At 63.1% G+C, this 23,957-nt stretch carries 20 protein-coding genes; 13 read left to right on the top strand and 7 right to left on the bottom strand.

Going from position 1 to position 23,957, the window contains the following annotated elements:
* Positions 1–39 precede the first annotated feature (39 nt).
* Complete coding sequence (locus Q355_RS0102535; protein ID WP_036258529.1) at positions 40–1,623, top strand: hypothetical protein; 1,584 nt, start codon at positions 40–42, stop codon at positions 1,621–1,623.
* Positions 1,624–1,685: 62 nt separating this feature from the next.
* Here Q355_RS0102535 and Q355_RS0102530 read toward each other — a convergent pair whose 3' ends face one another.
* Positions 1,686–2,132: a hypothetical protein gene (locus tag Q355_RS0102530; protein ID WP_036258526.1), complete on the bottom strand. Its 447-nt coding sequence runs from the start codon at positions 2,130–2,132 to the stop codon at positions 1,686–1,688.
* A gap of 116 nt (positions 2,133–2,248) precedes the next feature.
* Here Q355_RS0102530 and Q355_RS0102525 point away from each other — a divergent pair, with 116 nt between their 5' ends.
* The 6 genes from Q355_RS0102525 to typA all read left to right on the top strand — a co-directional run bounded on the left by Q355_RS0102525 (position 2,249) and on the right by typA (position 9,284).
* Positions 2,249–2,722: a hypothetical protein gene (locus Q355_RS0102525; protein ID WP_027876336.1), complete on the top strand. Its 474-nt coding sequence runs from the start codon at positions 2,249–2,251 to the stop codon at positions 2,720–2,722.
* 216 nt (positions 2,723–2,938) lie between these two features.
* Positions 2,939–3,493 (top strand): TetR/AcrR family transcriptional regulator, encoded by a 555-nt coding sequence (locus tag Q355_RS0102515; RefSeq protein ID WP_027876335.1) that lies wholly within the window; start codon positions 2,939–2,941, stop codon positions 3,491–3,493.
* Positions 3,494–3,547: 54 nt separating this feature from the next.
* Positions 3,548–4,195, top strand: coding sequence for a response regulator transcription factor (locus tag Q355_RS0102510; protein ID WP_027876334.1), 648 nt, complete (start codon positions 3,548–3,550; stop codon positions 4,193–4,195).
* Positions 4,196–4,201: 6 nt separating this feature from the next.
* Positions 4,202–5,461 (top strand): sensor histidine kinase, encoded by a 1,260-nt coding sequence (locus tag Q355_RS0102505; protein WP_027876333.1) that lies wholly within the window; start codon positions 4,202–4,204, stop codon positions 5,459–5,461.
* Positions 5,462–5,653: 192 nt separating this feature from the next.
* Entirely contained in the window at positions 5,654–7,204 is a 1,551-nt protein-coding gene (locus Q355_RS0102500; RefSeq protein ID WP_027876332.1) for a GMC family oxidoreductase, read from the top strand.
* A gap of 292 nt (positions 7,205–7,496) precedes the next feature.
* Positions 7,497–9,284, top strand: a complete 1,788-nt coding sequence (gene typA, locus Q355_RS0102495) for a translational GTPase TypA (protein ID WP_027876331.1) — start codon at positions 7,497–7,499, stop codon at positions 9,282–9,284.
* Here typA and Q355_RS0102490 read toward each other — a convergent pair.
* The 3 genes from Q355_RS0102490 to Q355_RS0102480 all read right to left on the bottom strand — a co-directional run bounded on the left by Q355_RS0102490 (position 9,281) and on the right by Q355_RS0102480 (position 10,559).
* Entirely contained in the window at positions 9,281–9,628 is a 348-nt protein-coding gene (locus Q355_RS0102490; protein WP_027876330.1) for a type II toxin-antitoxin system PemK/MazF family toxin, read from the bottom strand. The genes typA and Q355_RS0102490 overlap by 4 nt on opposite strands.
* Positions 9,615–9,863 (bottom strand): ribbon-helix-helix domain-containing protein, encoded by a 249-nt coding sequence (locus Q355_RS0102485; RefSeq protein WP_027876329.1) that lies wholly within the window; start codon positions 9,861–9,863, stop codon positions 9,615–9,617. The genes Q355_RS0102490 and Q355_RS0102485 overlap by 14 nt, the downstream gene beginning before the upstream one ends.
* A 153-nt stretch (positions 9,864–10,016) precedes the next feature.
* On the bottom strand, positions 10,017–10,559 hold the full coding sequence (locus Q355_RS0102480; RefSeq protein WP_027876328.1) for a hypothetical protein: 543 nt from the start codon (positions 10,557–10,559) through the stop codon (positions 10,017–10,019).
* 95 nt (positions 10,560–10,654) lie between these two features.
* On the opposite strand from Q355_RS0102480, the gene purU reads away from it, so the two are divergent.
* From purU to Q355_RS0102460, 4 genes are all read left to right on the top strand, one after another.
* Positions 10,655–11,515 (top strand): formyltetrahydrofolate deformylase, encoded by an 861-nt coding sequence (gene purU / locus Q355_RS0102475; protein WP_027876327.1) that lies wholly within the window; start codon positions 10,655–10,657, stop codon positions 11,513–11,515.
* Between the two features lie 58 nt (positions 11,516–11,573).
* Positions 11,574–12,818 (top strand): S1C family serine protease, encoded by a 1,245-nt coding sequence (locus Q355_RS0102470; RefSeq protein ID WP_027876326.1) that lies wholly within the window; start codon positions 11,574–11,576, stop codon positions 12,816–12,818.
* A gap of 79 nt (positions 12,819–12,897) precedes the next feature.
* Complete coding sequence (locus Q355_RS0102465) at positions 12,898–15,615, top strand: DPP IV N-terminal domain-containing protein (RefSeq protein WP_027876325.1); 2,718 nt, start codon at positions 12,898–12,900, stop codon at positions 15,613–15,615.
* A gap of 44 nt (positions 15,616–15,659) precedes the next feature.
* Positions 15,660–16,862, top strand: coding sequence for an adenylosuccinate synthase (locus tag Q355_RS0102460; RefSeq protein ID WP_027876324.1), 1,203 nt, complete (start codon positions 15,660–15,662; stop codon positions 16,860–16,862).
* A gap of 8 nt (positions 16,863–16,870) precedes the next feature.
* Here the strand turns inward: Q355_RS0102460 and Q355_RS0102455 are convergent, their stop codons facing one another.
* Together Q355_RS0102455 and Q355_RS0102450 are read right to left on the bottom strand one after the other, a co-directional pair.
* On the bottom strand, positions 16,871–17,347 hold the full coding sequence (locus Q355_RS0102455; RefSeq protein ID WP_027876323.1) for a YbaK/EbsC family protein: 477 nt from the start codon (positions 17,345–17,347) through the stop codon (positions 16,871–16,873).
* The gene (locus Q355_RS0102450) at positions 17,344–18,462 is read right to left on the bottom strand and encodes a M20 family metallopeptidase (protein WP_027876322.1); all 1,119 of its coding nucleotides are present in this window, start codon (positions 18,460–18,462) and stop codon (positions 17,344–17,346) included. Before Q355_RS0102450 ends, Q355_RS0102455 begins: the two co-directional genes overlap by 4 nt.
* A gap of 67 nt (positions 18,463–18,529) precedes the next feature.
* On the opposite strand from Q355_RS0102450, the gene Q355_RS0102445 reads away from it, so the two are divergent.
* Positions 18,530–20,371 carry an arginine--tRNA ligase gene (locus tag Q355_RS0102445; protein WP_027876321.1) on the top strand — a complete coding sequence of 614 codons (1,842 nt, stop codon included), beginning with the start codon at positions 18,530–18,532 and terminating at the stop codon, positions 20,369–20,371.
* Positions 20,372–20,469: 98 nt separating this feature from the next.
* Here Q355_RS0102445 and Q355_RS0102440 read toward each other — a convergent pair whose 3' ends face one another.
* The gene (locus tag Q355_RS0102440) at positions 20,470–21,621 is read right to left on the bottom strand and encodes a hypothetical protein (RefSeq protein ID WP_027876320.1); all 1,152 of its coding nucleotides are present in this window, start codon (positions 21,619–21,621) and stop codon (positions 20,470–20,472) included.
* A 416-nt stretch (positions 21,622–22,037) separates the two neighbouring features.
* On the opposite strand from Q355_RS0102440, the gene Q355_RS0102430 reads away from it, so the two are divergent.
* Complete coding sequence (locus Q355_RS0102430; RefSeq protein WP_051529274.1) at positions 22,038–23,879, top strand: transcriptional regulator; 1,842 nt, start codon at positions 22,038–22,040, stop codon at positions 23,877–23,879.
* The last annotated feature ends 78 nt before the right edge of the window (positions 23,880–23,957 follow it).

The raw sequence follows: 23,957 nt of genomic DNA, 5'->3' as shown, positions 1-23,957 counted from the left end.
GGGCTGTCCACAACCAAAGGACAAACGGGAGGAGATCAGATGCAACGAATGAAGATGCTTTCGCTGCTGGGAGGTTTGGGGCTTTTGTTGGGGGCCTGTGGCGGTGGAGAGTACGCGGACAACCCCAACCCCGATAGCTCCAACGGCCCGTTTCTGGCCGAGTCCCTGACCCAACACCCGACCAACCAGCCCCTTACGCTCTTGAGCCGCTATGTGGTGGTGAGCGAAGACAACGGCCGGCTGCGGGCCAGTTACGGCGGGCTGCGCTACTGGCCCCGCCAGGCCGATAAAAACCGCAACCCCAACAACCCCAGCCAGCCTTCGGGGCCGCGCTTTACCCAGTATGCCGGCTGGGACATTCTGGACGCGCCGGGCTCGAGCTCGACCCGCGCGGACTGGCTGCGCCTGACCCTGACCCGGGGGGCCACGGTGGTGGTGGCCTGGGAAAACTCGGCGTTGTGGCTGGTGGGCTGGCAAAGAGGCGAGACCACCGCCGCCGATGGCAAGAAGTTCAACACCTACACCCGCACCTTCCGGGCCGGCGAAATCACCCTGGGCTCGCCTGAGGGCAAGGGGGAGTACTGGGTGCTGCTGGCCGAGGCCAATGGGCAGCCTTCGGCAGAACCCGCCCTGCCCTCTGGCATTACCGAACGTCCCGTGCCCAACACTACCTGCCCCTCCTGGCTGGACAACCTCTGGCTGGCTAAGGGGCCGGATGGACGCAACTATCCGAGCTGGCACCCCCAGATTGACCCGGTGTACTGGTGCTACTACCGCCACGACCACAACTCCGACCCCGGCCTGATTGGCTACCAGGCCCCCTTCCTCTACACCGCCCAGTACACCAACAACCAGCCCGAGCGGGCCGAGGGGTTTAAGGGCTTTGCCATTCGGGATGGCGATATCGGTTGGTACATCAACATCCACTCCGAGACCAGCACCGACCAGCGGGTCTGTGCTCGTTTCCACACCGTGGTGGTGGTAGCCACCCGCTGGCGCACCGGCGAGAAGCTGGCCGAGCTCAACTACAAGGGCGATTTTGGGGCCTCGAGGCAGAACCAGGGCGACAACCCCTTCTTTGCCAACACCTGCACCGACCCCCGCACCGGCCAGCAGGTCACCCAGGAGCAGATCGGTCAGCAGGTGCAAAGTAACACCCGCGCCTCCAAGCGCATCCGCATCGCGGCCAACAACTCGGGCTATGAGCAGTGGGATGGGGGTTTGGTAAAGGCCCTGGGCATGGAATTCAGCGGCCCCGGCATGGGCATTGACATCCAGAACCCGGCCACGGCCTGCAACAGCCTGAACTGCACCGACCTGGTTACCAACAACTCCTCCAGCACCCGGCGCACGCTGCAAATTATGAACCTGCACCTGCGTTACAAGCCTGAACTCGACCCCGACGGCGACGGCTACTTCGAGACCAACCTGTACGGCGACGGCCCCTACATCGCTGGCGACCGCAACTCGGGCATCGGCCCCCTAAAGCAGTACATCAAACCCGGCACCGACCTGCGCCTGGATGGCTTCTTCACCACCGAGGACGCCTGGCGCGGGTTGTATGTGCGCGGGGGCAACACCCAGGACGTCGAGCTGGAAGGTGCTCTGGGCACGGTCAACTGAAGATACATGAGCGGTAATTTTTGGTAGCCAGGCTCGTCTGGTAACCCTTTTTTGCCAGACTCCTAGGGCATATTCCACTGTATAGGCACGCTGCGCTGAGACTGGTTGTTACACCCGCTGCTGGTGCAGGCGATCCCGTAGATGTAGAAAAAGGGCCGCTTTTCCATCGGATCCACGCTGCGGTCGGTTACGGTAAAGGTGGCGGTCTGGGTGTTGGAGCTGCCCCGCACGGCATTTTGTTCCTTGGGGGTGACCTCGAGCCCCGCCGTGTTGCTCTGGTAATTCAAAAACACACGGGTCAGGTTGCTGGTGTTGAAGGTGACCCGCACCGTAAGGGTGGCGGTGCCGCCCCGCGGTAGCGTGAAGGGATCGGCGGTCATGCCGAAGCTTTCACCGGGTGCAGGGGGTGGGGGTGTGCCGGGGTTGCTGGGTGGCCGGAAGACGCTCTGGCCGCCACAGGCCGCCAGGAGCGGGGTTAGCAGCAGCAAGGCCAGGTACGATGGGCGCATATCTGGCAGTCTAGGAAAGAAGCCTCGAGGGAAGTCTTAGCATTGGCTAATGAAATCTTTATGTAACACGATGTCGGGCCTCTGGTGTTTTGAAATCGCCATAAAATAGGCCCATCATGGGCAAACGAATCGCGGTTTTTTCCCTGCTATGCTTGGGATGGATGGCCTTTGCACAAAGCGCAAAGCCTTTTGCGGGGGCCAGCCTGGTGTTTCAGTGGGTAGAAGGCACCTCCCTCAACAGCCTGATGTTGCAGGCGGGCAGCTATAACCTCGGCGGAGGTTTTGGGGCCAGGGCCAATGTGGGCATTGGCCTGAATCCCAGCTTCCTCGAGCTGGGCGCAGACCTGCTGTTCCCGTTTGGGGCGGGCCGTCTGTTGCCCTATGGGGGCCTGGGGGGCAACTGGGTGGGCTTAGGAGCCATTAACTTCTTTGGGATTCGCGCTCCGATAGGGGTCAATTACAGCACCGCCAGCGATGCGGGCCTCTTTGCCGAGGCGGTGCCTACCCTTTACCTGGCCAGCGATGCTACCGGTATCTACGGCACGGCATTTGGTATCCAGCTTCGCTTTGGGGTGAACTACTTGTTTTGACGCAAGAGCAAGCTTTCTCGCTGATGTAGCATGGAGGGGCTTGGGGCGGGCCAAAGCCAGTAAACTGCGTGGGCCATGGGTGTTTACCCGCCTCTTGGGGGCAAAAAAAGCGGGTTGGGTTAACCAGGGTGTGCCCCTCTTGCGCATCTGCCTGTTGAGGTTTCTGTTGCTGGAGCCACAGCACGTTTAGAAGAACAAGGCGTAGGCTATAGGTAGATGGATACCCGTCAGGCCCTGTTGCGAAGCGCCCGTAAAGCGTTTGCAGAGCGGGGGTACGCTGCTACCAGCCTGGAAGACCTGGCCCGCACCCTGGGCCTGACCAAGGCCGCAGTGTACCACCACTTTGCTTCCAAGCGGGCGCTCTTGGAGGCCCTTTTGCAGGAAGGCTTTGTGGAGACCCAGCGGGCGCTTTCCCAGCCAGGCACCTTGCATCAGCGCTTGCTGGCCCTGGCCCTGGCTTACCGGGGGCAGGTGGAGCCGCTCACCGCCCTCATGACCGCTTACTCGAGCCGCCGGGGGGGCGACCTCGAGGCCGTCCAACTGGCCCGCGAAGCTATGCGGCGGGGCATCGAACAACTGGCCGAGCTATTGGAGCAGGTCTCGCCTAGGCACGGCAAAGCCCTGGCGGTCATCTTTGCCTCGATTGTGCATGGGGCCTACATGACCGCCCAGCACATGCCCGGTTATTCGGCAGAACAGCTTTTGCAGGAGGGGGTGGCACTTTTCGTGCGGGGTTTGCCGGAGGGCAAAGGAGAACCCCCCAGACAGTGAGGCCCTAACCTCCAGATCACCGGCATCCGGGGTAGTTTCTGCCAGAATAGGGGCATGGCCCGGGTGCTGCTCATCGAAGACGATACCGGGGTGCGCGAAGCCCTGCGCCTTGGCCTGGAACTCGAGGGTTACCAGGTTCTGGAGGCGGGTACGGGGGCCGATGGTCTACGTCGGCTGGCCGAAAACCCCGAGGTGGTGGTACTGGATGTGCTGCTGCCGGGGGGTGATGGGTTTGGGGTGCTGCGCGAGATTCGCAAGCGGAGCGCGGTACCGGTGCTGATGCTCACGGCGCTGGACGAGGTGGAGTGGCGGGTCAAGGGCTTGCGCGAGGGGGCCGACGACTACCTGGTGAAGCCATACGCGCTGTCGGAGTTGCTGGCTCGCATCGAGGCCCTCTTGCGCCGAAGTAAACGCCTGGAGGAGGTGCTTGCCTACGCCGATGTGGCGCTTTACCCAGGCAAGATGGAAGCCCGCCGAAATGAGCGCCTGCTGGAGCTATCCCCCAAAGCCCTACAGCTACTGCAGTGTTTTTTGGAGCACGCCGAGCGTGTCCTGCCCAAGGAGACCCTGATGCAGCGGGTCTGGGGGGAAGAGGTCGAGCCCAACACCCTCGAGGTGCACCTCTCGGCGCTGCGTCGAGCCCTAGGCGAGCCCCCACTGCTTCACACCCTGCGGGGGCACGGGTATATCCTGCGAAAGTAGCGGGCCATGACCCTGCGCCTCCGCCTTTTGTTATGGCTACTGCTGGCCCTGGCCCTGCTGCTGGTGCCGTTGGGGGTTATAACTGTGCGGCAAGCCCAGCGCACCGTGCAGGAGACCCTCGAGCGAGCGGCCCTATCCAGGCTGGGCTTTTTGCTTAGCCAGGGGCAGCTTCGCATTCAGGACCTGGCGCAAATCGTGCAGGAGTTTGGCGGGGTGGGCTTTATCCTTGGCCCCGAAGGCCGCACGGCCTTTACCGACCTGGGCGATTACCGGCTTCCGGAGGGCCTCGAGGAGACCCTGAAAAGGGGGCAGAGCTTTCGAGAGGTGCGGGATAACTGGCTGTGGGTGGCGCTTCCCACCGACGAGGGGGGTTTGGGCCTGGGCACGCCTTTGGAAGAGGTGGCGGCGCTGCCACAGCGTCTGCTGCAGCTCTATCTGAGCATTGGGGGGCTGCTGGCGCTGTTGGCCTTTGCTGTGGGAGCGTGGGGCCTTTCGGGATCGTTGCGCCCGTTGGATGCGGTTTCGCGTGAGCTGGCCCGCCGCAATGCCGAAAACCTCGAGCCCCTCTCAACCCCCTCCCTCTACGAAGCCCGCCCTGCGGTGGAGGCCATGAACGCCCTGATGGGCGAGCTCAAGGCCGCCCTGCATCGGCTCAAAGTGCAGGAACAGGCCGCACGGCGCTTTGCTTATGGGGCCTCGCACGAGCTGCGCAATCCCCTGGCCGCCCTCAAGGGCTACCTCGAGGTGTTGCAGCGCCGACCAGGAGAGCCCAGGGCCACCAAGGGGGCTTTGCGCGAGGCCATTCGGATGGAGTCGCTGTTGCAGGGCTTGCTAACCCTGGCTCGGCTGGAAGGGCAGGGGCGGGTGCAGGGCCAGCCACTGGACTTGAAAACCTTTCTGGAGCAGCGCGGGCTCGAGGTCGAAGGAAGCGGGTGGGTGGAGGCCGACCCCGACCTGATGGTAGTGATGCTTGAGAACCTTCTGCAAAATGCCCATAAACACGCGGGGGGTATCGAGAAAATTGTGCTCGAGCCCGACGCTGGGGGTATCTGGCTCTGGGTATGCGACCGGGGCCCGGGCTTCGAGCCCGAACTCTTGCCCCGGGCCTTCGAGGCCTTTACCAAAAACAACCAGAGCGACGGGGTGGGCCTGGGTCTGGCCCTGGTGGCAGCGGTGGCCCAGGTGATGGGGGGGCAGGCCCGCGCCGAGAACCGCCCAGAGGGGGGCGCCCGGGTCGGTATCTGGCTACCGACGGCAAAAGGCTAGTCATTCACCTCAACAAGAGATGCGAGAGATTCCCGTATGCACCAGGTAATCTGGCTCCGACGCAAAGTTTGGTATAAAGACCAGTCCGCTGGCTTGCCATGATGTTGAAATCATCACGTTTCCGACAACTCCTCAAGATACCCCTGGCGGGTTGTCCCGGTTATACATGCATGAGCGATAAAATGATGTTGAATGAGACCAGAATACGACTACGTCATCGTGGGGGCGGGTTCGGCAGGGTGTGTGCTGGCCCACCGGCTCTCGGCCAGGCCCGACCTGAAGGTGCTTTTGCTCGAGGCCGGGGAGCCCATGCAGGGGCTATTTTGCAAGGCTCCGGCGGCCTTCCCCAAGCTCTTCAAGGGGCCTTACGACTGGGCTTTTTACACCGAGCCAGAGGCCGAGCTGGAAGGGCGCACCCTGTACTGGCCCCGGGGCAAGGGGCTGGGGGGTAGCAGCGGCATCAACGCCATGATCGTCATCCGTGGCAACCCCCGCGACTACGACGACTGGAAGCAGCCCGGCTGGTCGTTTGCCGAGGTGCTGCCCTACTTTAAGAAGCTCGAGACCCATCCCCTGGGCCCCTCCCCCTACCACGGCGACCAGGGCCCTTTGCATGTAGAGGTACGCAAGTACACCAACCCCCTCTCCTTTGCCTTTATCGAGGCCGCGGAGCAGTGGGGCTTGAAGCAGAACGACGACTTCAATGGCCCCGTGCAGGAAGGGGTAGGCCTGTTCCACGTCAACCAGAAAAACGGCGCCCGGCATAGCGCTGCTGCGGCCTACCTGGCGCCGGCCCTGCCGCGCCCCAACCTCGATGCCCAGACGGGGGCCAGGGTACACCGCATCCTATTTGAAGGCACTAAAGCCGTAGGGGTGGAGTACCACCACCAGGGCCAGCTCTGGCAGGTGCGGGCCAGCCGGGCGGTGATCGTCTCGAGCGGGGCGGTGCAGTCGCCCCAGCTTTTGATGCTTTCGGGATTCGGCCCCGCCGACCACCTGAAGTCGCTGGGCCTCGAGGTGCGGCAGGATCTGCCGGTGGGACAAAACCTCTGGGATCACCTGGCCCTGCCGATCATCTGGCACAGCACCCAGCCGGTGAGCCTGGACAAAGCCGAGAGCCTTGCCAACATCGTGCGCTACTTGCTAACCCAAAGCGGCCCCTTCGTAAGCAACGTGGCCGAGGCGGGGGCCTTTTTACGCACCCGGCCCGAGCTTTCCGCCCCTGACCTGCAGTACCACTTTGGTCCGGCCTTCTTCAGCAACCACGGCTTCGACCGCGAGGAGGGCTACTTCTTTACCATTGGCCCCACCCTGGTGGCTCCCCAGAGCCGGGGTTTGATCAGCCTGAGGAGCGCCGACCCGGAGGCTGCGCCGGTAATCCAGCCCCGCTATCTGAGCGAGCCAGGCGACCTCGAGGTGCTGCGGAGGGGCCTGGAGATCGCCCGCGAAATTGCCGCGCAAAAAGCCTTCGACCCCTACCGGGGCCCGCCCCACGCCAATCAGGCCGGGGTGAAAACCCCCTCCGAGCTGGCGGCCTACATCCGCCGCTACGCCCAGACCCTCTACCACCCCGCCGGAACCTGCAGCATGGGGCAGGTGGTGGACGCGCACCTGAAGGTCTACGGCACCGAGAACCTCTACGTGGTGGACGCCTCGGTGATGCCGGGGGTGGTGCGCGGCAACACCCACATCCCCACCCTGATGGTTGCAGAGAAAGCGGCCGATTGGTTGTTGAACTTGTAGTTGTTGAACTTGTAGAGGTTGCCCTGAGGCGCTGACTCACCTCCTTAACCCAGAGGTAGAGGGGCTCAATAAAGACCCTCTCATTGCGGTTCCCACCCTTGCGCTGTATGGTACGCAGCGTATTTGACCCCCCGTACAACGGTTTTTGTGGTACTGGGTATTCGTGGGAACCGCGCTCAGAAAGCGGTGAAGACTTTGTAAATGTTGCTGTATACAAAACCCCGATTCTTCGGCTACACTGACAGGGTTGCCTGCTGTCGGCATACCAGACGGCAATCCCACCGGAGACACAATGGAACTCAGAAACATCGCAATTATTGCGCACGTAGACCACGGTAAGACCACCCTGGTAGACGCCATGCTCAAGCAGGCCAAAGCCCTTTCCCGCCACGACGAGGGCGGCGTGCGCATCATGGACTCGGGCGACTTAGAACGCGAGCGCGGCATTACCATTCTGGCTAAAAACACCGCCGTGGAGTGGGGGGGCGTGAAGATCAACATCGTGGATACCCCCGGCCACGCCGACTTTGGCGGCGAGGTCGAGCGGGCTTTAAGCATGGTGGACGGGGTGCTCTTGCTGGTGGATGCCGCCGAGGGCCCCATGCCCCAGACCCGCTTTGTGCTCAAGAAAGCCATCGAAGCCGGACTCAAGCCCATTGTGGTGATTAATAAGGTCGACAAAAAAGACGCCCGGCCCGACGAGGTGCTGGGCGAGACCTTCGACCTGATGGCCGAACTCGGGGCCAGCGAGGAACAGCTCGACTTCCCCTACCTGTACGCGGTGGGGCGCGAAGGTACGGCTTGGCTGGGCCAGACCCCCAAGCCCGACCTGACCGACCTGTTCGAGACCATCCTCCAGCACATCCCTGCCCCTAAAGTGGCCGATGGCCCCTTCCAGCTTCGGGTAGCCAACCTCGACTACTCCAACTTTGTGGGCAAAATTGCCCTGGGCAAGGTTCACCGGGGTACGGTACGCAAAAACCAGTTTGTGACCATCGTGGGCGAGCACGGCAACCGCGACCAGAAGGTGGTGGCGGTCTTTACCCACCGGGGCTTAGAGCGCCTCGAGGTAGACGAAGTAACCCCCGGCGACATCGTGGCTATTGCCGGTATGGAGGGCGTGGAGATTGGCGATACCATCGCAGCTCGGGAGGCCCCCGAGGCCCTGCCGCGTCTGGCGGTGGACGAACCCACGGTCAGCATCACCGTCACCCCCAACACCTCGCCTTTTGCCGGGCGGGAGGGCAAGTTTGTCACCAGCCGTCAGATTCGGGAGCGGCTTACCAAAGAGCTCGAGACCAACGTGGCCCTGCGGGTCATCGAGGTTACGCCCGATACCTTCGAGCTGCACGGGCGCGGCGAATTGCATCTGAGCGTACTCTTGGAGACCATGCGGCGCGAGGGTTACGAGCTTTCGGTGGGCCAGCCCAGCGTTTTGCTCAAGGAGATCGACGGCCAGGTTCAAGAACCCTACGAGTACCTGGTGGTGGACGTGCCCGAAGCCAAGTTTGGCCCGGTGATGGAAACCCTGGGCAGCCGCAAGGCCCAGATGGTGCATATGGAACAAGAATCGGGGCGCATCCGGGCCGAGTTCACCGTGCCGGCTCGAGCCCTGTTTGGCTTTCGCACCATGTTCCTCACCCTCACTGCGGGCGAGGGCGTGATGAGCCACAACTTCCACGCCTACGGGCCGCATGTGGGCAGCCTGGAAACCCGCACCACCGGCAGTGCAGTGGCGATGGAGGCCGGGGTAGCCTATGCCTACAGCCTGTTCCGCTTGCAAGAGCGGGTCAACTTCTTTATCGAGCCCGGCACCGAGGTGTATGTGGGCATGATTGTGGGCGAGCACGTGCGCGACAACGACCTGAACGTGAACGTCAACATCAACAAGAAGCTTACCAACGTGCGGGCCGCCGGTTCCGACGAAAACATAAGGCTCATCCCCCCGCGCAAGTTCACGCTGGAGGAGGCGCTGGAGTTCCTGGCCCCCGACGAGCTGCTGGAAATCACCCCCCAGAGCCTGCGCCTGCGTAAACGGGTGCTCGACCCTAGCCAGCGCAAGCGGGCCGAAGCGGTTTAAGGTTCCAAGTCGTCCGGCTCGGGCAGCTCGAGGGCGATGGCCAGTGCTCGGTTGAGCTCCTTGAGTTTTGCGGCCGAGAGCATACCCACATAATTGGTCAGGCGGCTTTTTTCCAGGCTGGTCAACTCGTCGCAGTAGATTGCGCTTTCGTGCTTGAGCCCTTCCTCGACGCCAACCAGCACTTGCGTCGAAAGCCCTATGTAGCGACTGTAGACCGGTGCGCAGATGACGGTGGAGTAGCTGCTGTCAATCAACCCCTGACGCCCGACCACCACAAACACCCTCTGCCTGCGGGGGTCGTAGTCGCGCGGCTTCTGGTAGAGGTACAGCTCACCTCGCCGCACGCTCGTCTTCCTCGTTGTAGTAGGCGGAGTACTCGAGGGTCTCGAGGGCCTGCTGGTTCAGCTCGGCTGCGTATTTTTCGTACAGGGCGCGGTCGCGTGCGTCCCGCTCGGCCTGGCGAAGCGCACGCAGGTAAGACCGGGCGGCCTTCTCCAGGAACTCCGAGCGGTTGGGGTGCAACTTATCAATGGCGGCCAGTACCTCTTGGGAGAGTGTGATAGAAGTCTTGACTTTCATACTACCAACATACCACTTGCCAAAACCACCTGGGGCAGCCTTCCGCTCGTTGGAACTGCACCATTCTTTCTGAAGCCCTCTGTGTGCTCGTGCCGAAAGATGTGTGCTAGGGGTTAGGTGTCCCAAGTTTTGGTAGCGGGTACAGGCTAACCTTTAGCTGCAACGGTTGAACCGTCCCAGCGCCGCCCGACCCTCGGGCGTTCCACCCGGAACTTCCGAGCCACCCAGCGAAATCATGTAATAGCCGGCTGCGTTCCCCGCCTCGACCACCACGTAGTACGTTCCGCCTGAGAGCCGTTCGCGGAATTCAGGGCCTTTGCGGGCCACCAGGCCGTGGCCCCGGTAGTCGCGCCAGCCACCCGAAAATACCCTGGCCTCCATGCCCTCAGGAGTGGGGAAGGGTGGGCGCGCGTTCCCTTGGAAACCCGGCCCCACCAGCCACATCCGGGGTTGAAAGGCGGGTGGACAGGCAGCACCCACAAAAAGCCCCAGGTCGAGCACAAAGCCTGCCGAGAGCTCGAGGACATAGAAGCCAAGCTGACCTGCGTTCAGTTGGCTGGTAACCACCTTTGAGACACCGGGTTCCAGCACCTTGTAGGCTTGCTCTAGCGTAGGGGAACCGGGGTTCCAAAAAGGTTGGTGGGCGAATCCTGCCGAGGCAAGCAAGATTATCAGGCCCGTAAACAGCTTTTTCATACATCTGAGTGTGGACCAAGAAAGTCCGGGAGAGTGTGCCGAGGGCGTATTTATGCCTTGAGCTTTGGGCCCAAAGCCTTTAGCCTATGGCAGATATGCAGACCGACACCACGGCGCGGCTCCTGATTACCTGCCCCGACCGCCCCGGCATCGTGGCGGCAGTCTCGAATTTCCTCTTCAACCACGGGGCCAACATCACCGCGCTGGATCAGCACTCCACCGACCCCGAGGGGGGGCTATTCTTCATGCGCCTGGAGTTTCAGACCCCCCACCTGGATGTCTCGAGGGAGATTCTGGAAAAAGCCTTTGCCGAGCGGGTGGCGGCCCGCTTCGAGATGAACTGGCGCATCGCCTACGCCGCCGACCTCAAGAAGGTCGCCATTCTGGTTTCCCGCTACGACCACGCCCTTTTGGAGCTTCTCTGGCGGCACAGCAACCGCGAGCTGCCCTGCGAGCTGACCCAGGTCATCTCTAATCACGACGACCTGCGCCTCGAGGTCGAGCGCTTCGGCATTCCCTACCACTATGTGCCTGTGGAGAAAGAGCGCAAAGAGGAGGCCGAGGCCCAGATGCTGGAGCTGCTGGGCGACACCGACCTGGTGGTGCTGGCTCGCTACATGCAGATTCTGACCCCACACTTTGTGGCCCGCTACCCCAACCGCATCATCAACATCCACCACTCCTTTCTGCCCGCTTTTGTGGGCGCCAACCCCTACAAGCAGGCCTATACCCGCGGGGTCAAGATTATCGGGGCCACCGCCCACTACGTCACCGAAGAACTCGACCAGGGGCCCATTATCGAGCAGGACGTGGCCCGGGTCTCCCACCGGCACGACGTAGCCGACCTGGTGCGGCTGGGGCGCGATTTAGAGCGCAATGTGCTGGCTCGGGCGGTGCAGTGGCACCTGGAAGACCGCATCATCGTCTACGGCAACAAGACTGTGGTGTTTTCATAATTGCACTTCATGTCGTCTTCACCGTGGTTGGCTACACTATGGGGAGGAGGTTTTTGAGATGTCCATGAGAAACTCTATCGTCCTGGGTTTGTTGCTGGTGGTGGGCGGAGGGGTGGCCTGGTTCAACCTGAGCAAGAGCCAGAGCTCTTTGCCGGCCTCGAGCGAGCCGCAGGTGCAGGCCCAGGCGCAGTCTTTTGACCAGAGCCGGGCTTTTTTAGAAAACGAACGCAACACCATTGACGTGGTGCAGCGTACCGGCGATGGGGTGGTGTTTGTGGCGGTTCGAACAGCGCCCCGGGCCAGCGGCGATTTTGGCTTTTTTGCTCCCTTTCTGCAACCCCAACCCCAGGAAGGAACAGGCTCAGGCTTTGTCATAGACCAGGACGGCCTGATTCTGACCAACTACCACGTGATTGAAGGGGCCGACCAGATTACGGTGCGCTTCCACAACGACCCCAAAAGCTACCCGGCCCGCGTGGTGGGTAGGGCCGAACCCCTGGACATGGCCCTGATCCGGGTGCAGGCCCCGCGCGAAAGGCTCAAACCCATGCGCCTGGCCGACTCCGACCAGGTGCGGGTAGGGCAGAAGGCCATCGCCATGGGCAACCCCTTCGGCCTGGAGTTTACCGTGACCGAAGGGATTGTATCGGCCATCCGGCGCAACCCCAACGACGGCAGCGCCAGTGGTAAAGGGGCTTTTGTGCCCACCGTAATACAGACCGATGCGGCCATCAACCCCGGCAACTCGGGGGGGCCCTTGCTCAACTCCCGCGGTGAGGTGATCGGGATTAACACCTTCATCTACAGTTCGGCGGGGGCTTTCGGGGCCGCGCAGTCGGCGGGCATCGGCTTTGCCATTCCCATCAACCTGGCCAAGCAGTACCTGAACGACCTTAAAGCGGGCAAGGACATTACCGCCGAAGAGATTGTGCGTTCCCGGCCTCGTCTGGGCGTAACCCTCTCGCTGCTCTCGATGGCCGAGTACCCCGAGAACATCCGCCGCCAGAACCGGCTGCCCGATACCGGACTGATGATTCAGCAGGTCGAGCGCGGTAGCCCTGCCGAACGGGCGGGGCTGCGGCCTGCGACCCGCACCGTGCAGCTTCAGCTCCGCACCGGACAGGTCATCGAGCTGGGGGTGAACGGCGACATTCTGCTCGAGGCCGACGGCAACCCCATCAACAACATCAACGACCTGCGGGCGGTGCTCCTCTCCAAGAAGCAAGGCGAGGCTGTAAACCTCAAGGTCTGGCGCGACGGCCAGACCCGCGAGGTGCGGGTGGTGCCGCAGGTGATCCGCTAATTCCAGCAAGTTTGCCGACCCTCCCGCGCGCGGGAGGGTATTTGTCTCTGCTTCATCTGGATTGCCTATACTGGGCTCAATGTTGCGCTTACTGGCCGTCATTTTGCTCTTTAGCTCGCTGGCCCTGGCCCAGTTCGACCCCACCCGGGCCTGGTTTACCCTGCGCTCCGAGCACTTCGATATCCACTACCATGCCGGCCTCGAGCGCGTGGCCAGCGAGGCCGCCATCTACGCCGAAAAGGCCTACGCGCTGCTCAAAGCCGACTTCGAGGCCCCGCCGGGGCGGATCAGCCTGGTGCTCTCGGATGTGGGCGATACCCTCAACGGCTTCGCCGACCCCAGCAACAACCGGGTGGGCATTTTTACCGGGCAGTTCCGCAGCTCTGACTTTTTCAACCCCCGGCTTTCCTCCTGGTGGGAGGCGGTCATTTTCCATGAGATCGCGCACATCTTCGACCTCTCGCAGGTGCGCGGCCCCCTCAAAGAGCGTACCCGCATCTTCGGGCAACTGCCCGCCCAGAGCGCGGTTAAGCCCTTCCCCTTTGTGGAGGGCACGGTGCTTTACCTCAAGCACAAAAAGCTGGGCGAGTCGCGCCTGAACGACGCCACCACCCGCATGATGCTGCGCCAGATGGTCATCTCGGGCAGGTTTCCCACCCTCGACGAGATCCGCCAGGCCTACAGCCGCTCCGCCTGGCCCCCCCTGGGCTTCCTGGTCTATAACTACAGCGCCTGGCTGGTGCAGTACCTGGAGGAGCGCTTCGGCGAGGATGCCTACCGCCGCTTTACCGAGGCCAACGCCGGGATGCTGGCCTTCAAGGACTTCAACCAGCCTTTCCTGAAGGCCTTTGGGGTCTCGCTCGACCAGATCTACGCCGACTTTGTGCGCTGGCTGCCCAGCCAGTTCGAAGGTGAGATTGCCCGCATCCGGGCCGAGGGCCTGACCCCGGCGCAAAAGCTCAGCACGCTGGGGTTTTTTAGCGAAGCGCCCACCGACTCCGCCAGCGGCCTGGTGTACGCCCACGCCTCACCCCTACGCAGCGGGCTGCGGCTCGTAGTGAATGAAAAAGAGCGGGAGCTGGTGAACGGCCCAGCCCAGTACCCGCAGTGGTCGCCGGACGGGCGCTACCTGCTCTTTACCGCCAGCCGGGCGGCCAGCCCCTACTTTGTGGGCAGCGACCTCTACCAGTACGACCGCCTGGAGGGGCGCGTCAAGCGCCTGACCAGCGGTGAGCGGGTTTATTATGCCCGCTATGCCCCCGACGGCCAGAGTATCTTCCTGGCCAAAAACACCCCGGACGGCTCGACCGAGCTGGCTCGATACTTTATCGAACTCGAGCACCTCCAGCCCCTGCGTAGCTTCCCCCACCAGGACGGGGTGGTACACTCATTCGCGGTAGCGCCGGACGGTAACTCACTGGTGCTCTCGTTGTTGCGGCGCGGGGGCTTTCAAGACCTCTACCGCTACACCCTGCAAACCGGCGCCCTGACCCCCCTCACCCAGGACAAAAACGTAGAAGCCGACCCGGTTTTTAGCCCGGATGGGCGCTATGTGATCTACAGCAGCGATGTGAACCGGGTGTACAACCTATACGCCTACCGGCTCGAAGACGGGGCGGTGTTCCAGGTAACCAACCTGCTCACCGGGGCCCTCCAGCCCACCATTTCCCACAGCAAGCAGCACCTCATCTTTACCGGCTACGATGAGGCCGGCTACAACCTGTACCAGGTGGCCTATGACCCCCGCACCTGGAAGCGCATAGCTTTGGAGCGCGAACCCCTGCCGGAGTTCAGGCCCGCCGAGGCTGCACAGGGGGAGGCTTACAACCCCTTCCCCTACCTGCGCCCGCTCTACTGGCTACCCACCGCTGGAATCGGGGTGGGTGGGTTTGGCCTTTCGGCGGTGCTGGGGGTTTCGTTTGCGGCCTCCGACCCCGTGGGCATCCATGCTTATTCTGTGGGGGCCGGCTTCGACAGCAATTTTCGTGGGGTCTACTACAACCTGGCCTACCAGTACGCCGGCCTGGGGTTTCCGCTGGTGCTGCAGGCGGTGGGGGCGGGCCGGGATAGCGCCCAGGGCGTGGGTGCTTCGTTCTGGTCGGCGCAGGGGGGCCTGGATATGCAGTACGTGCGCACGGATCTGCTCGAGCCCGCCCTCGACCCCAACCAGAACACGGTTACCCATGCCTTCTCGGCCCGCATTCGGGTATCCGATACCACGGCCAGCGATCTCTTTCGCCTGCGCAGCAGCCTGAGCCTGCTGGGCACGGCTTTTGTGCGGGAGGGCAGCCCGGACTGGCGCTATAGCGTGCAGGGGGCCTTGGGCTTGCAGATGCGGCTGCCGCTCGAGGCCACCCATGTTATAGGCTTGCGCCTGGGAGGGGGCTTCACCACCTCGCCCCTGGCCTACGATGGTTTCGACCTGGGGGCCTTGCCCTTGGTTGCTGGAGGCCAGCCGCCCCTGGCAGTGCGGGGTTACGCGCCGGGCCAGCTGCGGGGCCAGCAGGCCCTGGTGGGCTCGCTCGAGTACCGCCTGCCGCCCTGGAGCCTCGAGCGCGGACTGGGCAACTGGCCGGTGTTCTTCGACGACCTGAGCCTCGCTGTGTTTATGGATGCGGGGGTGGCCGGCTCACCCCTGCGCCTCGAGCAGACCCGCTTCTCGCTGGGGGCGGAGCTGCGCCTTGGCCTGACCCTGTTCTACCTTGCCCCTGGGGGCAGCGTGGCCCTGGGCGGGGCCCAGGGCCTGGGGGAGGCCGGGCCGCGCTTTTACCTCAGCCTGCTGCTGCCTGGTTTGTAGTCAAGGGCTTTTCCCTTTCGGCCTTTGGGCTTAGGCTATATTCCGTGCCAGGAATCGCCATTATTGGAGCCCAGTGGGGCGACGAAGGAAAAGGCAAAGTAACCGACGCCCTCGCCGAGGATGCCGACTTTGTGGTGCGCTACCAGGGCGGGGCCAATGCCGGCCATACCGTGGTGGCCCAGGGCAAAACCTTCAAGCTGAACCTCCTGCCCACCGGGGTCATTCACCCCCAGGCCACCAACGTGCTGGGCGACGGGATGGTCATTGACGCCTACCGCTTCGCCGAGGAGATGCAGAACATCCGGGCCGAGGGCCTGAACCCCCGGGTGCTGGTCTCGGATAAGGCCCACCTGGTGCTGCCCCACCACAAGGCTGTGGAGGCCCGCAACAACTTTGTGGGTACCACCAAACGGGGTATCGGGCCGGCCTACTCCGACCGGGCCCGGCGGGTGGGCATCCGGGCGGGCGATTTGCTCGACGAGGCGGTGCTCAAAGAGCGGGTGCAAACCCTGCTCACCGAAAAACCCAATTCGACTAGAGAAGCGGGCTGGGATACCCCCCAAAAGGCCCTGGCCGACCTCTACCGGATGCGCGAGATGCTGGCCCCTCATATCGCCGATACCGGACAGCTGTTGCGTGAGGCCCTCAAGCAGGGCAAGAAGGTGCTTTTTGAGGGCGCCCAGGCCACCCTCCTGGACCTCAACTACGGCGACTACCCCTACGTGACCAGCTCGCACCCTACGGTGGGGGGAATTATCGTTGGAACTGGGGTAAGCCACAAGGCCATCAATAAGGTCTATGGGGTGGCCAAGGCCTATGCCACCCGGGTGGGCAACGGCCCTTTCCCCACCGAGCTTTTTGGTGAAGAAGACGAATATCTAAGGCAGAAGGGCGGTGAGTTTGGCGTGACCACCGGGCGGGCCCGGCGCACCGGCTGGCTCGACCTGGTGCTGCTCAAATACGCCTGCGAGGTCAACGGTTTCGATGGCCTGGTGCTCACCAAGCTGGATGTGCTCTCGGGCTTTCCGGTGGTTAAAGTGGGTGTCGAGCACCGCCCCGACGGCAGCGTGAAGTACGTGGAAATTCCCGGCTGGGGCAACCTCGAGGGCATCCGCAGCCGCGAGGGGCTGCCCTCGAGCGTGAAGCATTTTATCGAGCTTATCGAAGACTATACCCAGACCCCAGTGGTAATGTTTTCCACCAGCCCCCGCCGCGAGGACACCTTTGGGGCGGTAAGCTGGGTTTAGCCCCCGCTTTACTTGAGGGCCAGCACGCGCCCCCCGGTAAGCTGCAGCAGCTCTTGTGGCGAGAGGCCAAACAGCGCAAAGGGGGTTCCGGCAGCGGCGTAAATGCGCTCGTAATCGAGCAGGTCGGGGTCAAACAGGGCTTCTAGGGGCTGGGTATGGCCGATGGGTGGCACTCCGCCAATGGCAAAGCCGGTTACCCGGCGCACATACTCGGCATCGGGCTTTTCTAACTGCTCCCCCAGGTAGGCCTCGAGCCGAGGCAGGTCTACCCGGTTGGCCCCCGAGACCAACAGCAGATAGGGCTTGGTGCTGGTTGCCCCCCTAAAGATGAGCGACTTGACAATCTGGCCCACCGCACAACCCACCGCGCTGGCGGCTTCCTGGGCAGTGCGGGTTGAGGCCGACAGCTCCTGCACCTGCAGGTGGTCAAAGCCCCGCCGATGCAGGGCTTCCTGCACCTTCTGGGCACTGGGGGAGAGCTTCATTGGGCCAGTTCGTGCAAAAGGCCCGAGAGCAGGGCGATGCGGGCGGGAATTTGCGGGATGTAGACGTTCTCGCTGAGCTGGTGGGCCGCTTCGCCGAACAGGCCCAGCCCGTCCAGGGTGGGTACCCCCAAAGCAGCGGTAAAGTTGCCATCCGAGCCGCCTCCCACCCGCCCCGGGCCAAGCTGTAGCCCTAGCTCGGCCCCGATGCGCCGGGCCCGCTCGAAGAGCTCGAGCGAGGCCGGGCTGGGCTCCATGGGGGGTCGGTTCAGGCCGCCCTCCAGCGAGAGGGTGGCCCCGGGCAGCACCGGTTGCAGATCCTTAAGCGCGCGCTCGACCCGCTCGGCCTCAGACAAAGTCCAGACCCGCAGGTCGATCTCCACCCAGGCCGTGGCCGCAACCACGTTGCTGGTGGTGCCCCCCTTGATCACATTGGGCCCCAGGGTGGTGCCTTTTTCCCAGTCCTGCAGGGCCACCACCCTGGGAATCTGATGGGCCAGCTCGACGATGGCGTTGATCCCTTTCTCAGGCTCGACCCCCTGATGGGCTGGTTTACCGTGGGCGGTAAGGCGGTACTGGCCCACCCCCTTGCGGGCCACCTTGAGGTCGCCGTTGCCCATGGGGGCTTCCAGCACCAGCACCAGGTCGTTGCGTAGCGCGCCCGCCTCGATGGCCGCGCGTGAGGCCATCGAGCCCACCTCTTCGTCCGGCGTGAAGAGAAGCTCGAGCGCGGGTAGGGCCAGCCCCAGGGCCTGGTTGGTGCGTAAAGCCCACAATAGCTGTACGATGTTGCCCTTCATGTCGTAGACGCCGGGGCCATAGGCCCGCTGGCCCTCGATCTTCCAGGGCACGGCAAAGGCCCCCACCGGGTGCACGGTGTCGAAGTGGCACAGCACCAGCACCTTTTTGCCCGAGCCCGCGATGCGCACCCGCAGCAGCGGGCCGTTGGGGGTTTCTTCGCGCTTTAGGCTTCCCAAAGGGCCAAACTGGGTGGCAATCCAGTCGGCCACTTTGGCCAGGCCGCTCAGGTCGTGGGAGGGGGCCTCGAGGGTCACGATGGCCTCGAGGTCTTGCAGGATGGCCGGAAGGCGAGACTCCAGGTGTTCGATGGGCTTCACGGGCTCATACTACTGTCTGGCTACTGTCTGGGGAAGCACAGGGGAATCTTTCTGCTATCCTAGTTCGGTGTTAGCCTCTCGCCCCGAGATCAAGTCCCAGCTCAAAGCAGCCATTGCCCAGGCCATGGAGGCCCTGGGCTTGAGCGAATGGCCCGAGATTGTCGTGCAGGAAACCCCACCCGACAAAGAAGGCGATTACGGTACGCCGGTGGCCATGAGCCTGGCCCGCACCCTGCGCAAAGCCCCACCCCAGATTGCCGCCGACCTGCTGCAAAATATCCAGCTCCCGGCCTGGGTCAGGCGTGCCTTTGTGGTGGGGGGGTACCTCAATTTTGAGCTCGAGCCGGCCTTCCTGGTGCAGTCGGCCACCCTGCCACTGGCCCCTTTTCCCAGGGCCGAGGGCAAGGTACTTTTGGAGCACACCTCGGTCAACCCCAACAAGGAGCTGCACGTTGGGCATCTGCGCAACATCTGCTTGGGCGACTCCCTGGCGCGAATCCTGCGCTTTGCGGGCCGCCAGGTAGAGGTGATGAACTACATCGACGATACCGGGCGACAGGCGGCCGAGAGCCTATTTGCCCTGCAGTACTTTGGCCTTAAGGAAACGCCTGCGCAGGTCAAATACGATCACTGGGTGGGCCAGGCCTACGTGCGGCTGCACCAGGCCATGGAGAACCCCGCGCAGAAAGCCAACATCGAGCAGGGGGTACAGGCCACGCTGCACCGCCTGGAAGCGGGGGAACTGCGCGGCGAGGTAGACAAAATTCTGCGGGCCCAGCTACAGACCATGTACCGTCTGGGGGCCGAGTACAGCGCTTTGGTCTGGGAGTCCGATATCGTGCGGGAAGGGCTTTTGGGTAAGGCCATGCAGGCCCTGGAAAGCTCCCCCTACGTCTCGCGCCCCAGCGAGGGCAAGTATGCGGGCGCTTTGGTCATGGATACCAGCGCCTTTATTCCGGGCCTGGAAGACCCCTACCTGGTGCTTATTCGTTCCAACGGCACCTCGACCTATACCGCCAAGGACATCGCCCTGCAGTTTTGGAAGATGGGCCTGCTGGAGGGCCTCCAGTTTGTGGAGTACGATACCCAGCCCAGCGGCACCCCCCTCTATAGCTCGCATCCCGAAGGGGTGCACATGCCCTTTGGTGGGGCCAGCGAGACTATTAACGTGGTGGATGCCCGCCAGAGCCATGCCTTGCGGGTGGTGCAGGCTTCGCTCGAGGTCGAGGGGCGGCACGACCTGGCCGAAAAATGCTTCCACCTGGCCTACGAGACGGTGTTGCTGGAGGGCCGGCAGATGTCGGGGCGCAAGGGCATTGTGGTCTCGGTGGACGAGGTGATGGATGAAGCGGTCAAGCGCGTGCGCGCGTTGATTGCCGAAAAAAACCCCGACCACCCCAGCCCCGAGCAGGCCGCCGAACAAATTGGGGTGGGTGCCGTGCGGTTTGCCATGCTCAAAACCGAGGCCAAAAAACAAATCGACTTCCGCTACGACCAGGCCCTGAGTTTCGAAGGCGATACCGGCCCCTACATCCAGTATGCCTATGCCCGTGCGGGCTCGATTCTGCGTAAAGCCGAAGAGCAGGGGGTTTTGCAGGAAGAAGCCGACTTCGCCCAGGCCACCCCATACGAGGTGGCCCTGGCCAAGACCCTGCTCCGTTTTCCCGAAGCCGTGCAGGATGCTGCCCGCAACAAAGCGCCGCACATTGTAGCCCAGTACCTGCTCGAGCTGGCCGCGGCCTGGAGTAGTTTCTACAACGCCAAAACCCCCGAGGGCAAACCCGCCACGCCGGTGCTGACCGCGCCCGCTGGGCTGCGCGGGGTACGGCTGGAGCTGGTCAGGGCCCTGCGCCAGACCCTCAAGCAGGGGCTGGGCCTGCTGGGCCTGGAAGCACCCGAGGTGATGTAGCTTATTGCGCTCTTCACAGGCGTGGCCTCCCATCCGGGAGGCCACTGTGCTGTGCAGGACAAAGCAATCGAGTTGTGAGCAGCTTAGTGAAGAGCGCCCTATCTTGTGCTCAGAACCACCCGGCAACCCGCCTGACCACGGCTGCCCTGCTGCCCCTGGCTGTAGAGGTTGGCCTCCCCACGCAGCACGCCATCCACGGCGTTTTGGTACTGCTCTTCCAGCAGGCAGGAGACGATGGCCTGCCCGGCGGAAACATCGAGTCGAACGGTACGGCCCACGTAGGTCAGGCGAAAAGCCCAGTCGGCAGGGAGCGGGTCGCCGCTGCGGTTTTCCACCATGCGGGCCGTGCCGGAAAACCCGTCGCTTTCGGGTTTGCTCAGGGTAAGGCTCCAGGCCACGTTGAAGGCCTCGAGCCGCCAGACCTGGCCGGCTACCGGCTCTTTGCGGGCTTCCTTGAGCCAGGTGGGAGCCCCGGCTGCGCCTGAGGTGCCGCTGCTGGCGCTGCCCAGGGTGGCACTGCAGGGCACCCCGGCCAGCGCTACCGTACCCTTGCCGTCGGGCTGGATCAGGCAGGTAAAGGGTGAGGCAAAGCTCGAGGGGGTGGTCGGGGCTTTAAAGTCGAAAACCAGTACGTTTTTGTAGCTGGTGCCTGGCAGGGTATCGGCAAAATAGGCCACCTGAGCAGGACGGGTGTCTACGCCCTGGGCCTGGGCCTCGAAGACCCCATTCTGGGCTGCGCCCAGCCGCACGTTCCAGGCAAAGCGCTGGCCCTGGGCCTCGAGGGTGAAGTTCCAGACCTGGCCCGGCTCGAGCCGAGGGGGCCAGGCAGGCCTGGCCGAGGCCACCTGAAGGACAGCACGACAGGGGGTAAAGCTACCGGCAGTAGGGTTGTTTTCAAAGCGGGCCGAACCTTCGCTAAGGGAACTTAGGATGCAGTTAAAGCCGGGCCCTTCGGGAGAGGCTTTGAAATCGAAGACCAGTACATTTTGAAAGACCGTTCCGGGACTGTTTCTGGTTTGGCCAATGGCGAACCTGGTAAAGAAGCCTACCTGGGCCTCGCGGGCATTGGGGCCTTCGGCCTTGGCCGAATAGACTCCGTTCTGGGCTGCGCCCAGCCGAACGATCCAGCTGGTGTTTCCTATCACCACCAGCCAAGTCTGGCCCGGCTCGAGCTTGGGGGGCCAGGAGGGGTTTTGCGCCAGGGCAAGGCCGAAGGTTGCGAGAAGAAGCAAGATTTTTATCAGTGGCATACTTGCAGATTGTCTCACGCCCAGGTGCGTTTGGGGGTTTATCCATCACGGCTTAACGCCCAACCCCCTTTCAGGACGCCGGTGTTACGTGGATGTGCATTTTGCACACGGGGTTGGCTTTCACCGTGTTACCCTGCATGAGAGGTTTAACGAAGGAGTTCACGCTTTGGGAAAAAGAGGTAACGCACAAAGCACCTTCCGAGATGGCTCGAGCCATTTGGTGAGGCCTGTCTTCTGGCAGGGTTTGTGGCAACCCCGCGCTGGATCGGCCCTGGTGATACACTCTAATGCTTTTATAGTACCCCGCACAGCCAGCGGTCGTGATCAGCACGGCATTCACGCCGGGATTTTCGCTACTGGGTTTTTGCTACAACCAAGCCACCAGGCCTCCCAGGGAATTTGCAAGGAGCGTACACATGAATAAAACTGGAGGACCCATCCAACTTAAGCTATGGGGCCCGGCCCGGCTAGAGTATCAAGGCCGTGAGCTAAAGATCCAGCGCAAGGGTTTGGCAATTTTGTATTACCTCGCTTTGGAAGGGGCTACCCGGCGCGAAGTGCTGGCCGACCTGCTCTGGGGCCACTCGGCGGCCTCGCAGAACCTGCGGGTCGAACTGCACCGCCTGAGCCAGGCTTTGGCCCCCCTGGGCTACACCCTGTTCAAAGCAGGCGAAGACCCCCTGCAACTCCCGCCCTTCGTAACGCTGGATCGTACCCCTTCGCCTGGGGCGCCCATGGAGGGGCTGGAAGAAATCTCGGTGGAGTTCAGGGCCTGGCTCGAGGGTCAGCGCTCACAGCTCATGGCCAACAGCACCGGCACTGTGGGGCGCGAGCGCCTGGTGCAGGAGGTGGCCTCGCAAATTGCGTTGCCCTCGGTGCTGATTCTGACCGGGCGGCCTGGCTCAGGACGCACGGCTTTTGCCCAGGCCCTGGCTAAAGTCCTGGGAATACCCTTCCTGGAAGGCCCCCGCGGGGGCGGCAAGGCCCTGCACTACCTGCGTCCACCCTATACCGACGTTTCGATGGAGCGCATCCTTACCGACCGTGACGGGCTGTGGGTGGTGGAGCGTTCTTCCTATGGCGAAGACCCCAAGCTGCTTTTGGAGCTCAGGAGCCACTACCCCGCCGAGCGAACCCGCTACATTACCCTGCCTCCCTTGTCCTGGGCCGAGGCGCGGGCTTCTATGCTCTCGAACCTGCCCTTTGCTCAGGCGGCGCGCTTGTTTCTGGCTTCGGGCGGCTCGCCGGGCCACCTGCGCGAGCTGCTGGCTGTCCCCCACGGCGGCACCGAGCTGCCCTTGCCCCAGCGGGTGCGGGCGCAGGTTCAGCTCGAGGCGCGGATGCTTTCGCTGGAGGCCCGCCTGGCCCTCGAGCGCCTGTCGGTACATCCAGGCCCCTACAGCCAGGGCCTGCTGGATGCCCTCGAGGCCACCCCTTACCTCGACGAACTCGAGCGCCGTGGCTGGCTGATTTATGCGGGCCAGTGGCAGTTTGCCGATGATGCCAGCCGCCGCGTACTGTACCTGGGGCTACAGCCGGGCCGGCGCCAGCAGTACCATCGCCAGGCCGCCCTGCAGTGTGCCATGGAGGAGCAGCGCATGGCCGAGGCCTACCACCGCCTGATGGCCGGCGACACCGCTGACTGGGGCACATTTGTCAATACTCTGCCCGGCTGGACACGCTATGGTCTTAAGGCCTGGCTGGGCATGAGCGAAACCCTCCCAATGTCGCCCAGCATAAGTGAGGTAGCCAGAGGCAGCGAACTGGCCTTGCTGGAAGAAGCCCGCTTCGGGCAGGGCTTCGAGGTGGATGGGCGGCATGTGCGCTGGATACGCACCCCTTCCCAGGGCACCACCTCAGGCATTATCTGGGCCAGCCACGACGAAGCTTCGCTGCTGCGCCTCAAAGGCAACGTCTACGTGGAAAACCCCTTAGGGGTGGGTATCTCGGGACGCGCTGCGCCCCTTACGCTTGAGATTCAAGAACCGCGCGAAGCCCGCGCCATTTTCCTCCCGGGCATTCAGGCTGGCGCTCTGGCCGACAATGCGCTTTTGTTGCCTTTGCAGGAAGAACTCGAGGTCTGGTTCCGGGTGCCGGCTGGTGCCAGTGTTCGCCTCACCAGCAGCGCCGAAAGCGGCCTGATTGACCTCGAGGTCACCTCCTACCGCATTGCCCCTGCTGCCCAGGCTCAGTCGGCGCCCAGAGTGGAGGTATTCGAATTTTTTCGTAACGCGGTAGAAGCCGCGAGAAAAGGCTAACCAAGCAGTAGCAAAGTGCCCAGTGCGGCTTTTTGGCTGTACTGGGCATGTTTTCTTGTACCGAATTCGGCTGGGTCA

The organism is Meiothermus cerbereus DSM 11376, from assembly GCF_000620065.1.
In the GTDB taxonomy this organism is placed as follows: domain Bacteria; phylum Deinococcota; class Deinococci; order Deinococcales; family Thermaceae; genus Meiothermus; species Meiothermus cerbereus.
This window is presented reverse-complemented; position numbering and strand designations above follow the sequence as displayed.

What these genes read in the sequence shown, in the direction of transcription:
- purU (WP_027876327.1), top strand. Translation starts at nt 10,655, where the DNA reads ATGCAGACCGACACCACGGCGCGGCTCCTGATTACCTGCCCCGACCGC.
- Q355_RS0102500 (WP_027876332.1), top strand. Translation starts at nt 5,654, where the DNA reads ATGAGACCAGAATACGACTACGTCATCGTGGGGGCGGGTTCGGCAGGG.
- Q355_RS0102525 (WP_027876336.1), top strand. Translation starts at nt 2,249, where the DNA reads ATGGGCAAACGAATCGCGGTTTTTTCCCTGCTATGCTTGGGATGGATG.
- Q355_RS0102480 (WP_027876328.1), bottom strand. Translation starts at nt 10,559, where the DNA reads ATGAAAAAGCTGTTTACGGGCCTGATAATCTTGCTTGCCTCGGCAGGA.
- Q355_RS0102440 (WP_027876320.1), bottom strand. Translation starts at nt 21,621, where the DNA reads ATGCCACTGATAAAAATCTTGCTTCTTCTCGCAACCTTCGGCCTTGCC.
- Q355_RS0102530 (WP_036258526.1), bottom strand. Translation starts at nt 2,132, where the DNA reads ATGCGCCCATCGTACCTGGCCTTGCTGCTGCTAACCCCGCTCCTGGCG.
- Q355_RS0102430 (WP_051529274.1), top strand. Translation starts at nt 22,038, where the DNA reads ATGAATAAAACTGGAGGACCCATCCAACTTAAGCTATGGGGCCCGGCC.
- Q355_RS0102470 (WP_027876326.1), top strand. Translation starts at nt 11,574, where the DNA reads ATGTCCATGAGAAACTCTATCGTCCTGGGTTTGTTGCTGGTGGTGGGC.
- Q355_RS0102515 (WP_027876335.1), top strand. Translation starts at nt 2,939, where the DNA reads ATGGATACCCGTCAGGCCCTGTTGCGAAGCGCCCGTAAAGCGTTTGCA.
- typA (WP_027876331.1), top strand. Translation starts at nt 7,497, where the DNA reads ATGGAACTCAGAAACATCGCAATTATTGCGCACGTAGACCACGGTAAG.
- Q355_RS0102455 (WP_027876323.1), bottom strand. Translation starts at nt 17,347, where the DNA reads ATGAAGCTCTCCCCCAGTGCCCAGAAGGTGCAGGAAGCCCTGCATCGG.
- Q355_RS0102465 (WP_027876325.1), top strand. Translation starts at nt 12,898, where the DNA reads ATGTTGCGCTTACTGGCCGTCATTTTGCTCTTTAGCTCGCTGGCCCTG.
- Q355_RS0102485 (WP_027876329.1), bottom strand. Translation starts at nt 9,863, where the DNA reads ATGAAAGTCAAGACTTCTATCACACTCTCCCAAGAGGTACTGGCCGCC.
- Q355_RS0102510 (WP_027876334.1), top strand. Translation starts at nt 3,548, where the DNA reads ATGGCCCGGGTGCTGCTCATCGAAGACGATACCGGGGTGCGCGAAGCC.
- Q355_RS0102505 (WP_027876333.1), top strand. Translation starts at nt 4,202, where the DNA reads ATGACCCTGCGCCTCCGCCTTTTGTTATGGCTACTGCTGGCCCTGGCC.
- Q355_RS0102535 (WP_036258529.1), top strand. Translation starts at nt 40, where the DNA reads ATGCAACGAATGAAGATGCTTTCGCTGCTGGGAGGTTTGGGGCTTTTG.